Here is a 14,586-nt window from a genome sequence, read left to right as displayed (position 1 = left end):
TGATACCTTATGGTGCGGTGATGTAACGTACATTTGGACAGGCAATCGCTGGGCTTATTTAGCCGTTGTTATTGATTTATTTGCACGTAAAGTAGTCGGCTGGGCCATGTCGTTGTCGCCAGATACTAATTTAACGCTAAAAGCGCTTGAACTCTCGTATGAAAGCAGAGGAAAGCCGACAGGACTCATGTTTCACTCAGACCAAGGAAGCCACTATACAAGCTTGAAGTACCGCCAACGTTTATGGCGCTATAAAATTATACAAAGCATGAGTCGGCGTGGAAATTGTTAGGATAATGCGCCAATGGAACGATTTTTTAGAAGCTTTAAATCGGAGTGGATGCCAAAGATTGGATATGAGAACTTTAAAGAAGCTAAATATAGTGTGAGTGATTATATCAACGGATATTACAGTAATGTTAGACCACATCATTATAATGCTGGTTTAGCGCCGAATGAATCTGAGATTAGATATCAAGATTCTAAAACTGTGGCCAAAATTAGTTGACCACTACACAAGGTACCAACGTCAACGTTGCGGCAATGGAAATGGGGTATGCAAGCAGCTCTCAGTTCAGCAGAGAATTTAAAAGAATGTACGGCTTATCGCTCAAGCAATGGAGCCAACAAAATTAGCACAATAAAGGCGATATTTTAACGGTTTATACATGTAAAAGAGTGAGTACCTAACTTGTGAAAAGTTATACTTATTAGCTTAGTAACACTGCATAACCCAACTTATCTTATGGTTCATAAATAATTTTATAACGATCTTTGCCAGACTTTTTAACTTGGTACATAGCTGAATCAGATATTTTTATGTGATCATCTATATCAGTGCTGTTGCTTGGTGATACCACGTTTAACCCCATACTTACGGTTACATTTATTGTGTTTTCTCCTTCAACAGGCACTTTAAGATTTCTAATTGCACTAATAATTTTTTCGGCAACGCGTTCAGCATCGTCGACTTCTTTTAAAATAACAGCAAAAGCAAACTCTTCACCACCAAAGCGGCAAAATACATCATCAATTCTCAGAATGTGCGTTAGTAAATTCGCTAGTTCAACCAGTAAGCGGTCACCCACATTATGGCCATAGGTATCATTCACTAGTTTAAAGTTATCAACATCAAATATTCCAAATGCAACAGGCCCCCCGTGTCGAATACTAGACCTAACCAATTTATTAACCTGGTCAGAAAAAAAGCGACGATTAGGAATTCCAGTTAACGGATCAAAAAACGCTATTTTTTCAAGCTGCGATTTAGCTTGTTGAAGTTCAAATGTTCTTTCTTGTACTAAGTTTTCTAGGTTAACTTTTAATTCTTTTAAATCTTTATTTCTTTTTTCTAACTGTTCTGTTTGAAATTTACTTTTTGAAACGTCCCGTTTAATCGCTGCAAAATGAGTAACCTCATCAAACTTATTTTTTAACGGGATAATATTCATTTCAACCCAGTAAGGCCTTCCTCTCACATCATAATTTAGCAGTGTTTCCGTTACTTCTTCGTGACGCTCTAATGCAGAATAAATTCTTTGCTTAGCTTGGGGGTCGGTTAAGTTGCCTTGTAAAATTCTGGGTGTTTCACCAATTATCTCTGACGAACTGTAGCCTGTAAGAGTTTCAAAAGCCTTATTTACATAAATTATTTTAGGTCCTTCAGGGTGTTTAATATTTTTTGCATCGGTAATAACCACCATGTCTTGCGTATTTTCTACTACATCGTGAAACGAAATTTGCTGCTTAGCATCAGAAATATCAGTAAGAGTCACTACTATAAAATTTTTATCATCGTCATGTCCTTCAAAATAAGCATTGGCCATAAACCAGCTTATTTCCTTACTTGACCCGCCAACAACACCTAAAACTTTATTGACCACATTCTTTCTTGTTGATTTAACAACATTAACGGGATAGTCCTCAACGGCCATGAGGTTGCCTTGCTCGTCGATGAGTGTCCAATGAGGATCGTAAATATCTCTTCCAATTGCTTGCTCGTAGTCTAATTTCAATAACGCTAACCCCGTCGGATTTATGTAAACAATCGATGTATCCCAATTATGAATAACCACACCTACCTGAGCGTATTCAAGTAGGTTTTTAAAATTTAAATCACTAATATCTTTCATAATTTTTTCATAAAAATTAAGTTCATAATAAAAAGATAGGTTAAAACTAGAAAAATAAAAGTAATTAAAAACTATTCGTACTAAATAAATTATGCGTTACTTCGCAAGTTAAACTTTTAATACCCTCCTCAATTAAACAGTTATTATTAAGACACCTAAACCTGATCAGTAACCAGGCAAACGCTTTGCTATGCGGCTGCCCTCTTCAATATATTTTTAGCACTGTTAACATCAAATTTATTTGTAAAAAAAAGCAAGCCGTAATGGCTTGCTTTTAACGCCCGTTCAAAGGCTACACACTTTCAACATAAATTTTAAAAACGGTAACTAGCACCAAACGTAATACGACGGTCAGTAAGACCTTGGAAACATAGTAGCGAGCCTTCGTTAACACATGACTGACTGATTTCAGACTCTGTGATATTTACGGCTTCTAAACCAATATTAAGCTGCTCGTTTACATCATAACTAATACTTGCATTAAGCTGACCACGGTCTTCTTGCACCACTGGAAAGCCCCATGGGAAGCTAGATGTACTACCAAAATCATTAGAACGGTAACCTTCACGCCATGTGTAACGCATACGTGCTGATAAACCAAATTTTTCATAGTACAGAGTAAAGTTATAGGCATTTTCTGATAAGTTAAGTAGCCCTTGTATTTCGCTTACTTCAATACCCGGTGTACCGGTACTTGCAGCAAATACATTGCTTGCTCTTGAAGTGGCCTTATTAACAGTTTCACCACCAGAGAACTCTTGAATGGTATAGTTAGCTAATACACCAAAGCCCGACGCCCATCCTAAATCTTTTTCAAAGCTAGATAGGTCATACTGGAACGCAAACTCAATCCCTTTTTGGGTTGTTTCGCCAGTGTCGTTTACTTTTGTCTCAGTACCTACACATACACCACGACCATTTTCAGGGCCAAATACGTTAATGTCGGCAATTGGGTTGAAAATGCCCCCACCTTCACATGGGTCTGTTAAATCTCTGTATCCTGTTACTGGGTCTTCTACCGGCGAAGTTAGCTGATTAACATGAAGTTCTTTACGTGTTTTATGGAATATACCTACGCTAAATACGCTCGCTTCAGTAAAGTACCAATCTGCTGATAAATCGTAAGATAATACTTCTTCAGGTTTTAACGCGGGGTTACCAAATTCAACTTCATCATTTGGGCTCGTGCTATAAGTAATAGAAGTAGATAAATCGTTATAATCTGGACGACGAATATCTTTACCTACACCAAAACGAACCACTACATCTTCTGACACATCGGCAACTAAATTTAAACGTGGTAATACAAAGCTATAATCTGATTCATTGGTAATACGCGTTACAAGCTCGTTACCACTGCCATCTTGTGTTACTGAGTTACCTGTCGATTCAACATCGGTTTGAATATAACGTAAACCAAAGTTACCGCGGAACATGTCGTATTCAAAGTTAGCTTGCGCGTAAAAAGCGTGGGTAATTTCTTCTATGTCAAAAAAGCCAGAAGAACTTGAAGTTGGTGCATTTAGCGTGCGGCTAGAACCATGAGTTTGTAATGCTTGCTGAAGTGTTGCAAGTACTGCATCTGGGTCTGAAGCCACGAGTTCTGGGTCAATAAGTAAAAAGTCGCCAATATATAACGAGCGGCCATCAGCCTCATTGAAGTTATCCGGGCCAGCTACTAAAAGGTCAGCGAATAAATCACCTCTTGGGCTATCTGCCATTGAACGCAAACCCACACTTGATGTGATCTCATTCTGCTTACTCGCGGATTTGCTGTAGCGATAACCAAAATCAACAGAAGTAACAATTGAATCTGTGTAATATGTTGAATCTATACGGAACGCATCTTCAGAGTTCTCAACGGTATCTTGCCCAATATTTACGTCACGTAGTACCACATTTGCAGGGTCAAGTAATTGCTCAACAGTCGGTGCATAATCAGCCCCCTCTGCAATACCAAAAGCTAATGCACCACCAGACAAATCGTATTCAAATGGCACGCTGTTATCGTTACCGCCACCAGCGTCTAAAGGGGCATTAGGGTTAATAAAATTAAGCGTAGTATTAAAGCTTGGTGTTGTTGTATCAGAAGATGACGATGCAACCTCAGCGCTTACAAACCATTTATCACCTTGCCACTCACCGCCTAATCTAAAAATGTTGCTGTCGGTTACACGAGAATTTGTATCACTAGAAAAACGTAGATTTGGATCGTCGTCGTCATTCGCTAAGTTTACCGGGATTACACCGCGTAAAGCCGCTTGAATTGACCCTAGGTTAGTGCCACCTAGCGAACCTAAGTTAACTGTTTCAAAAGCATCTGGTACAGAGATATCATTGAGTGCACTGACACCCGACGCCTGAACACGAGAGCTTTCTTGGCGACGTTCTTGGTCGTTAACTACCGCATCAAAATAAAACTTCGTATTGTCGTTTGGTGCCCACTCTAATGTCCCTACAAAGTTTTTAGTTTCGTATTCGTAGTTATCGTAATCTTGCACAAAGAACTGGATTGGTAAAAAGTCGAAAGACTGTGCACTCGCGACCCCGCTATCAGCGGTAATTATGTTATCTCTATCTGCACGCGGGCGAAATGCAGTCACATCTTGCTCGGCATAACTGCCACTGACTAAAACACCAAATTTACCAAAGTCACCTTCCCAATTGTCTGCAAAGGTACCTGAAAAACGAGGTTGTAAACCGCTATCAGTGCTTAGGCTGCTGTTCTCGCCTTGCACTCTAATAGTGGCTAATTGTTCACCTAGTTGAAGTGGGCGAATTGTTTTAAGGTTTATTGTTCCACCTACTGAACCTTCGATTGTTTTAGCTTCAGGAGATTTGATGACCTCTAAACTAGATATGATCGACGCTGACACATCTTCAAAGCTAATGCCGCTGCGTCCAGAACCTGAACCGACTGTTGATACACCGTTTATTTCAGTACGGTTTGCATCGGTACCACGAATTTGTACACCCGTACCAACACCTGCTTGACGTGTAATTTGAATCCCCGTCACGTTCTCAAGTACTTCAGCTAAGTTTTGGTCAGGTAACTTACCAATATCCTCTGACTGAATAATTTCTACAAGGCTATCTGCTGAACGTTTTTCAGCAAGTGCATTAGTTAAAGACTGACGTATACCAGAAACTTCAATTACCTCCAGATCATCCTTAACCTTTTTGGTCTCTTCTTGCGCATGAACAGAGAGAGACATATTCATAGCTGTCGCAGATATAACCGCCAGTGTGATTTTTGATAAATTATAATTCATAGTTTTTTCCTGTGTGTGAAACGCTATGCTACTTGTTACTTCTTATACAAAAAGTGAATTAGTGTATTACAAAATGTTAACTGAATATTTACACTCAAAACAAAAAAGGTCAACCAAAATGTAAGTCATATAATATGGAATAATTCAAATTTGTTATTACCAAAAATAAATACCCTATACCTGACAACTACAAAAATGTAGGAAAAAAATACAACCACCTGTAATACATATAGTTTTCAAATCAGGTATGTAACACTATAGCAGTAGTTAAATTGTATTTTTAAGTTCATTATTCCGTTATATTATTTAGCTATAAAATGAAAACTTTTAATTATAAAAGTATAAAAACCCTTAAATTGGTTAACCAATTAAAAATCTATTAGACTTTTGGCTAGAATAAAAAGGTACAAAAATAAAACAGACTAATCGCATTTACGCTTATAAAGATGCAAAGGAGTTTTTTGGCTTACAACAAAGGCTGTAAAAGTTGAATGGAATTTAACCTGCGATCAGTTTAGATGGCTTAGTTTAGAAAAGTCAGTGATAAAGGTGTGCACATCCACGTAGATACAAAAAACCCCCCAATTAGTTAAACCAATTGGGGGGTTTTATAAGTTACTAACTTTTACAGTTTATAACTTAAACCTAAGAATAAACGTGGGCCGTAATCGTTTACTTCACCTAAGTTATCTTCAACAAAAAAGTCTTGAGATTTAGGAGCACTGAATAGATTAATTGCCTCTGCTTTAACTCTAAAGTGCTTGTTAATTTTGTACGATGCACGCATTTCCCATACGCCTACCGAATCAACATAACGTAAGCGTGTGCCATTGCTTGTATAAGGTTGGAAATACTCACTACGGTATTTGTAAATAACCGCAGTATCAAAGCCACCTATTTGGTAATAAAGTTGGCTGCTAAATACATGCTTAGAAAACCCTGGTACAGAACCTGGCTCAACAATGCCTTCTTTAAGCTGAGTTGTATTGCCATCAACGTCTGTTACAAATGTATCACCGTATAGGCTGTCTTCAAATTCAAAATCAGTGTCGGCATAGTTATAACCAAACTTAACACCTATACCATTGTCCCAACGGTATGAGAATGATGTTTCTAGGCCTAAAATCTCACTCTCTTCGTCGTTTGTTACTGAATTTGTAATAGGCAATGAAACGGTTTCCCCCCCTACAACAAAGTCTTCAATAACTGTGCGCTGTTGAAAGCCGCCTTGGAACTGTTTGTAGTATAGGCTTAATGCAAAAATTGAATCTTCATTAGGGTACCACTCAAATGCTGCATCGTAGTTCCACGACATTAGAGGCTGTGTATCTGGGTTACCAGAACCGTTAACACCCACTAACAGGTCACTAATTGTAGTGGCCGTATCAGATGTGTCTTGTTGGAAAGAGCGGCTATATCCCAAATCAGATGGATCTGCACGTGACATACCACGGTATATACCCGCACGTAATAAAATATCTTCGCTGTAATCGACTACTAAGTTAAAACTAGGTAAAAACTTGGTGTAATCACCGCCACCTTTTATTTTATCAAGTGCGCCAGTGTCTGATTCAACAAGATCAAGTACACCTGTATCACTGGTAACAACATCAAAACTATTTCTAAAACCAATTGATGTTACTTCAGTATCTACAATACGCAAACCAAAATTACCACGAATAAACTTACCAAACATTTCTGTATCGTAATTAGCCATCAAATAAGCAGCTGTTGTTTTTTCTGTAACGTCTATTGTACCTGCGTTTTGGTATTCAACCTCAGGGTATTCAAATACGCCCCCTTCGTTAGAGGCTACCACCGCACGAGAAAAACACTCGTTGTCGTAAGTCGCCCATGATGAACCTGTGCCTGAGTCTACAACATTACCGTCGTTATCTACATGCGTGATGATATTTCCATCTGACACGCTAGACAAAAAGCCTGATTCAGGAAAATCAATTTGACAACCTTGAAGTACATCGAGTGCTTCAGCTCCTGAGCCTAATGTAAACTGATTACGAGAACCGTTACCGTTACTCCCACCAAATTGTGTAAAGCTAAGCTCTGAGGTACGAACGCCACCTTGAATTGTGGTGAACATGCCGCTATCTAGTAAATAATCAAAATCTAAACGGGCAGACACAACCTTATTATCACGAACATTTTCGCGGTCTATGCGTGTTCTTAAGCTGTCAGTAAAGTTAGATATATCTGTTACGTCAAAATCAGTAAGCGTAAAATGTGGGATGTTATCGCCCATATCCCACGAAAAGTAATTACGGCCAGCGGTGCGGCCTCGGTTAGAAATTTGCAGTTCTTCACGCGACGTTTTTGAATACGCTAAATCTAGATCAATAGTAAGTTTATCATTGACCGTGTGCTCAATATTTAAACCGTAGCCTCGGTAGTTTTCTTCACGAGAAAATTGCTCACCGGCTGACTCAATACGCTCCTCACCTTCCCAATGCAGAATGCCTCCAACATCGTTAGTAACAAGTGATGGTCCTGTTACGCCTGGCGTTGCGCGCTTTTGTAAGAAAATTAAATCATGGCGTGCTTCTCGTTGCGTTCTATCAGAAATTTGGCTATCAAAATTAATATCCCATTCTGCAGACGGTTGATACTGAAATGCAAAAAATACCGCATCACGCTCGTCAGATGTTTCGTTTTGGCGAAAGCTTCGACTGCTGCCAGTCCATGCGTATGGAGTACCATCACTAACCGCTTTTCCTGTATCTGGATCGATCTCGGTGTCATAACCTTGGTTATTACTGCCATTTACCTGATCCTCACAATCCCCAGCGCTACTTCTGTAAAAGCCTTCATTGGTATTAGTAGGATCATTTAAACATGCCCAAAGAGACGAGCCTGAAGGGCTAGAACTTCGGTATTCCGCCTCTGGCTGGCTTATATCCTGTCGTTGAACACCAAATGAAACACCCACCGCTTGGCCATTATCAAATTCAAACTGGTCAACATAGCTAAATGTGCCACGGTAACCTAAATCGCTTTGCAGGGAGTTGTCTACATTACTCTCGTCAGGGTTGTAGTTAAGTTTAACTTCACCTTGTAAACGCTGTTTACCGAAATCTAATGGGGTTACAGTCTCAAGAGCAATAACACCAGCAACACCACCTTCAATCATCGAAGCATCTTGGGTTTTATAAATAGCTACTTTTTTTACAAGTTCAGATGGAAACTGTGAAAAGTTTACTGAGCGGTCACCACTACCATTAGTCGCTTCACGGCCGTTTATGTGTGTTGCACTTAAAAATGGACCTAAACCACGGATAGTAATTTCTGTTGCCCCGCCATTTTCACGATGTGATGCAGCGCCTGTAATAGACTCTAATGCTTCACCAATTGATAAAGCGGGTAAATCACCAATATCTTCAGATGAAAGACCATCAACAACGGTTGTGGCTTCGCGCTTTATGGCTATTTGATCTTGAATTGTTCTGCGTGTACCTGTAACACTGATGATTTCTACATCAGGCTCGACCTCAGTCGCTTTTGCTTGTTCTTGTTGTGCGTGTGCAGAAAAAACACATGAGCTTGCCACACCCGCAATAGCGGCTGTTCGTACCCATTTAGCTATTGGGCTCAGTGCGAATTGACCTGAACGCATTTTATTATTTTTTGAAGACTTCAACGACATTTTTATGCTCCGTTGGTTATTGTTGTGTGAGTGTTGTGTGTTGACTTGTAATTCATTTGTATAAGTTATGTGACAACTGTTGTTAATATACTCAAGTAACCACGGATGATCAACCAATTTAACAACTAAAGCATTACCAATTAACATACCAATTTACACAAACCAGTATTACCAAGGGGTCAGGCGGCGTTATAATGAAAAATAATTAGAAAAGCAAACTCATTTTTCGGTCATATTTTACTCACAGGCATAAAAAAACCCCAAAAAAGGGGCTTTTTAATTAAGAGTGTTTACTTAGGTTAGTCGTTATTAACAACCCATGTTGAGCCAACACCTACATCACTTGCTTGAATGTAGTAAAGCGATTTAGCACCTGCCACAGCTTGTAAGCCAGCAGGATCTGTTTCGAGTAAAGTGCTTGTAGCCGTTACATATTCAAGCACCTCTTTCCCATTTGCTGCTGGATCTTGGTCAATCGCACCATCTGTATCAAACGAACCGTTACCATTTAGGTTTCTGATTGCAACCCAATCGCCACTTGTATCACCCGATACCCGGCTGTCCATGTAACCAAAGTTGTTGCTTAATACTGATGTATCATGCTTGATTAAATCACAGTCGTATTCAAATGCATGGTCGCTATCAAGCGTATTTGGATAAAATAATCCTTGTGTTAAGGCGCTACTTTCAATGGTATCTGCATCAGTTTGATCACCTAAGCCATTAGCAATAAGGTTTCCATCAAAGTTGATAACAAATGCATTTTTAGTTAAACCATAAAGAACAGGTGCATTATCTGCTGTCAGTTCATCACAATCACCTACTGGGGCACGAGAACCTATTTCAGTACTAAACACGATCGGTTGCTGAGAGTTCAAAACCGTGTTGTTTGTTACCGTCAATGTAAAGTCACCCGCTGCGTCTAATACAGCTTGGTTGCCTGAGTTTGGTACACCACCATCAGCTTGAGAGAATGGATTTGCAGTAAATACAATACCACCAGCCTCTTTATTACCAGAACGAATACCTGCAATGTAGTTGTTACTAATAGTGTGGCCAAGAGGCGTAACTAATACGCCAGCAGGGCGATCGCTCGAACTTGCAATATCAGTAGTACGAATAATAACGTTGTCTGTCACGCTATTAAAACCACCGTCTTCGAGTGAAATCCCGCCATTAGGGTTAACCACAGTGTTACCTTTGATAGTTGCACCCGATGTTTGCACACGCATTAAGCGACGACCCGTTACAAAGTTTTCTACTCGGTTATATTGAATCTTAAAGTTAGCATTGTCTGCTGCATCAGCCCCAGTTGTGCTTCCCAAGTTAATCAGGTGAAGGCTTGAATTACCAAAGTTAGGGTTAGCGCTCGTGCCACTAAATAAATTGTATTGAACAACATGGTCGCTGCCTGATGAAGAAATTTTAATGACAGAGCCATTCTCGGCATTATCGCGGTTACTAAATGTATTACGCTCTATTAGCGCGCCAGTCCCTTTGATCATTAACCAGTGGTAAGTCGAATTGTTTAAATCCGCTTCATCACCATCCATTGTATTTTGAGTAAACTCAAAGTTATTCCCTTCAGCATAAATAATCGCACTTTCTTGCGTTTCACAAAATGAGCCTGATTTAGTATCTATATTTTTAAACGTAAGGCCTGTTAAAGCTGCACCTTCTACGCCTGCGGCAACATGAATACATACTTCGCCACTAATGACTGGCGTTTGCTCTTCAACAGCGCGAATCGTTACACCACTGGTAAGTAAAACTTCATCCATATCAGCGTAAACACCGGTGTTGAGGCCAACTACATCACCATCAGCAAGCCCGCCACTTACCGCACTTAGCAGCTCTGTTGGGGAGCTCACCAATTGAGAGTAAATTACTGTCTCTAGTGAGCCAGTTACGGAGCCATCAAATCCGTCGTTGTCAGTGTAAGAAGCACTCACTGAAATAATTGCACCAGCGTATGCCGCTGGAGAAAATGTTTTACTATTTGTATCGGCTAATTCAACGCCATCGGCAAACCATCTGTATGTTACATTTGTTTCTTCAAAGCCATTATTGTCTGTTAGTTGTGCTGTTAACTCACCGCCAACCAAATAGGGCGATGTGCCCATGATTGCAATACTACCCACTTCATCAACCGCAACGGCAGATACGGGAATTGTTTTTTCTGATGTATTTTCTTCTACAAAACCATTGTCATCTGTATAAGTCACTTGTACCGAGACAGCTTGCCCAATTAATGCAGCCTCTACAATATATTCACTTTGAGTTGCACCAACTATTTCTTCATCATCAGCGAACCACTGATAAGTAATTTCTCCGGATACGCCATCCATATCTGTAATATCAGCGCTAAGTGTATTTCCGACTGTCGGTGTGCCACTTATTGCTACATCACCTTGCGAATTCACTCGCGCAACAGGCGCCGTAGCAGCTGATGTCACTGACTCAGCAAACCCGCGGTCGTCTTCAAACGATGCTGTAACTGTGATCACACGGTTAAACTGTGCTTCAGTAATCATTAGTGTAGAAAGCACTTCTCCCTCAATAACCACGCCATCAGCTAACCACTCGTACACAACAGTTAAGCTATCAAAGCCGTTTTCGTCTTCAACATTTGCTGTTAGTTCAGAGCCGATAAGTGCGTCACCCGCTATTGTTACGCTTGCAGGAAATGCTATGGCGGCAACATTAGAAGTAGGATCTGAAATATGCGATTCATTAACACCACCATCATCGGTGTATTTAGCTTGAGCTGTAATGGCTAAGCCAATTTGATCGTCCGTTAGTGTGAAAGATGGGCTGTTAGCGCCATCTATGACTTCATTATCTGCATACCAAAAATAAGAAATTGCCCCTGATATACCATCAGGATCTGATACGCTTGTTGTTAATGTTTGACCACTTGTGGCTGTACCTGACAGAGCAATGGCGCCCAATTCGTTGTCATTATTGTTTGCGTCAGAGTCACAACCTACTATTGCCGCTGCAATAGCACATAGTGCAAAGTGTTTTAAATTCATGATGCCTCTATTCTCCATTTTATAGGTTAAATATTTGGCCAGCTATTGTGTGTGTTACCAAATAAATGCATACGTTGTTACCAAATTCACTTAAATTGAAAATAAATTGTTAACCAACTTGGTCATATAACCACAATAAGAATAATATTTCCAGCTTATTTACTGAATTTAATGCGACTTTGCGTGAATAAAGCACATACATATTACCCACTAGCCTACCTAAAACTTATAGAATATGAAGGTGATACAAGTAGCAATGAAATAAGTGATTTACCAATTGGTTTTACAAAACCATATTAAAACACAAACGACTACTAAACGAGTGAGTGTAATAAACAACTGCTAGAACGCGAGGATAAGTAATTAGTTGAAAAAGGAGGTAACAGAGAAAAGCTTTCTCTGTTACTGAACAACCTAAATTGGGGATAGTAAATTAGCTTAGCGCTGAATCATTAAAATAATCAACGGGCTCAGTTGAACCTAAAGTAACGGGTACTCGTTGGTGTAAATCATCAGGGGCTATATCTAAAATTCGAACGCCGCGCGAGGTGGCTTTACCACCTGCATTTTCTACAAGCATTGCAAGCGGATTAGCTTCATATAAAAGCCTAATTTTACCATTGTCATTGCCAACGCGTTTATCCTGCGGATATAAAAATAAGCCACCGCGACATAATATTCGGTGTACATCACCAACCATTGCCGCATTCCAACGGATTGAACTTTTTTCAAAGCTTTCAGATGTATAAAGCAACTTGTCAAAATATACTTGCGTAGGCTCATCCCAATAACGATAATTTGCCATATTTACGGCAAACTCTCGGCTTTGAGAAGGAATCTGTAGTTGTGGATTAGTGAGTAAATACCCACCATGTGTTGAGTCGAGCGTATAACAGCGCGTAGGCCCACCAGTAGTCATTACAAGTAATGATGATGGCCCATATAAAACATACCCTGCACACACTTGGCTTACACCTGGTTGGTTAAACTGCTCATCACTGTCAAAAGGTACGTCGTCTCTTGCCAAATAAATGGTAAAAATTGTACCTATTTGACCATTTACATCGATATTAGAGGAGCCATCGAGCGGATCAAAGGCAACGATAAATGCACCATCAGGGTGGCCACCTACCGCGTGATCTTCTTCCTCAGAGGCCACTGTTCTGACCGAACTATCCTCAAGAAGAATATCTTTAAGCAATTGATTGGCAATAATATCTAGTTTTTTTTGAACTTCACCTTGAATATTCTCATTCATTGTTGAGCCTAACACCCCTGCCAGCTCACCTTGGCCAACCCTAAACGCAATCTCTTTACTTGTGGCTAAAATGGTACGGATCAGCAAAATTAAATCCGTTCTTACGCCGTCTTCTTTTAATACTGTATTTAGTCTTTTCATGAGCTATACCGATTTACACAATTAAGATCTTTAAAGCACTGGGTTAGCCTAGAAACCATATGCTGCTCAGAGTGGCGAAGCCAAACGCGTGGGTCGTAGTACTTTTTATTTGGTTTGTCGTCACCGGTAGGATTGCCAATTTGGCCTTGCAAATAGGCCTGGTTGGTATTGTAGTAATCTAAAATACCGTTCCAACACGCCCATTGCGTATCGGTGTCTATATTCATTTTAACTACGCCATAAGTTAATGACTCCGCAATTTTTTCTTCTTCAGAGCCACTGCCACCATGAAATACAAAGTTAATTGAATTACTCGGTAAATTAAACTTTTTAGATACGTAAGCTTGTGATTCTTTTAAAATAGTGGGCGTAAGCACAACGTTTCCTGGTTTATATACACCGTGAACATTGCCAAAAGATGCAGCAATAATGAAGTTAGAGCTAATAGCACTTAAACGCTCAAATGCATACGCCACATCTTCTGGTTGTGTGTACAGTGCAGAGCTATCAAGATGAGAGTTATCTACACCGTCTTCTTCTCCGCCTGTACAACCAAGTTCTATTTCAAGTGTCATACCTATTTTGGCCATTCGCGCTAAGTAGCGCTCACATATTTCTATGTTCTCTTCTAATGGCTCTTCAGATAAATCGATCATATGTGAACTAAACAGCGGTTTACCTGTTAGTGCAAAGTGCCTTTCGCCTTCATCTAACAAACCATCTATCCATGGCAATAGTTTTTTAGCTGCGTGATCGGTATGAAGCATAACAGGCACTTCGTAGTGCGCCGCAACACTATGTACATACCTAGCTGCGCTCACAGCTCCAAGAATTGCACCTTGTTGTTCAGGTAATGAAAGGCCTTTACCGCAAAAAAACTGTGCACCGCCATTAGAAAGTTGAATAATAACTGGCGACTTCATTTTTTTAGCCGTTTCTAAAGTTGCATTAATAGAAGTTGTGCTAACCACATTAACTGCAGGCAGTGCATACTGATTAGCACGCGCATGGTTATATATTGCACTTACCTCGTCACCCACTATTACACCAGGTAAAATAGTTGGAGATAAATCATTCATTTTAGCGCTCC

The 14,586-nt window shown here is 39.9% G+C and carries 6 protein-coding genes and 2 pseudogenes; 2 read left to right on the top strand and 6 right to left on the bottom strand.

Going from position 1 to position 14,586, the window contains the following annotated elements; translation table 11 throughout:
• Together ACFI34_RS13990 and ACFI34_RS13985 are read left to right on the top strand one after the other, a co-directional pair.
• A pseudogene (locus tag ACFI34_RS13990) lies at positions 1–508 on the top strand (IS3 family transposase); the annotation flags it as partial.
• A gap of 8 nt (positions 509–516) precedes the next feature.
• Positions 517–636: pseudogene (locus ACFI34_RS13985) on the top strand (helix-turn-helix domain-containing protein); the annotation flags it as partial.
• Between the two features lie 107 nt (positions 637–743).
• On the opposite strand, the gene ACFI34_RS13980 reads toward ACFI34_RS13985, so the two are convergent.
• The 6 genes from ACFI34_RS13980 to fbaA form a co-directional block, all read right to left on the bottom strand.
• Positions 744–2,132 (bottom strand): sensor domain-containing diguanylate cyclase, encoded by a 1,389-nt coding sequence (locus ACFI34_RS13980; RefSeq protein WP_462673913.1) that lies wholly within the window; start codon positions 2,130–2,132, stop codon positions 744–746.
• Positions 2,133–2,446: 314 nt separating this feature from the next.
• On the bottom strand, positions 2,447–5,404 hold the full coding sequence (locus ACFI34_RS13975; RefSeq protein ID WP_462673912.1) for a TonB-dependent receptor: 2,958 nt from the start codon (positions 5,402–5,404) through the stop codon (positions 2,447–2,449).
• Between the two features lie 625 nt (positions 5,405–6,029).
• Entirely contained in the window at positions 6,030–9,062 is a 3,033-nt protein-coding gene (locus tag ACFI34_RS13970) for a TonB-dependent receptor (RefSeq protein ID WP_462673911.1), read from the bottom strand.
• A 299-nt stretch (positions 9,063–9,361) separates the two neighbouring features.
• On the bottom strand, positions 9,362–12,097 hold the full coding sequence (locus tag ACFI34_RS13965; protein WP_462673910.1) for a poly(beta-D-mannuronate) lyase: 2,736 nt from the start codon (positions 12,095–12,097) through the stop codon (positions 9,362–9,364).
• A 433-nt stretch (positions 12,098–12,530) separates the two neighbouring features.
• On the bottom strand, positions 12,531–13,496 hold the full coding sequence (locus ACFI34_RS13960) for a class 1 fructose-bisphosphatase (protein WP_462673909.1): 966 nt from the start codon (positions 13,494–13,496) through the stop codon (positions 12,531–12,533).
• Entirely contained in the window at positions 13,493–14,575 is a 1,083-nt protein-coding gene (gene fbaA, locus ACFI34_RS13955; protein WP_462673908.1) for a class II fructose-bisphosphate aldolase, read from the bottom strand. The genes ACFI34_RS13960 and fbaA overlap by 4 nt, the downstream gene beginning before the upstream one ends.
• Positions 14,576–14,586: the final 11 nt, after the last annotated feature.

The organism is Pseudoalteromonas sp. PSi26 (assembly GCF_054960575.1).
The sequence above is the reverse complement of the archived record's forward strand: the minus strand, read 5'-3'. Positions and strand labels throughout refer to the sequence as shown.

Coding starts and splice junctions, on each gene's coding strand:
- fbaA (WP_462673908.1), bottom strand. CDS start 14,575: ATGAATGATTTATCTCCAACTATTTTACCTGGTGTAATAGTGGGTGAC.
- ACFI34_RS13975 (WP_462673912.1), bottom strand. CDS start 5,404: ATGAATTATAATTTATCAAAAATCACACTGGCGGTTATATCTGCGACA.
- ACFI34_RS13965 (WP_462673910.1), bottom strand. CDS start 12,097: ATGAATTTAAAACACTTTGCACTATGTGCTATTGCAGCGGCAATAGTA.
- ACFI34_RS13980 (WP_462673913.1), bottom strand. CDS start 2,132: ATGAAAGATATTAGTGATTTAAATTTTAAAAACCTACTTGAATACGCT.
- ACFI34_RS13970 (WP_462673911.1), bottom strand. CDS start 9,062: ATGTCGTTGAAGTCTTCAAAAAATAATAAAATGCGTTCAGGTCAATTC.
- ACFI34_RS13960 (WP_462673909.1), bottom strand. CDS start 13,496: ATGAAAAGACTAAATACAGTATTAAAAGAAGACGGCGTAAGAACGGAT.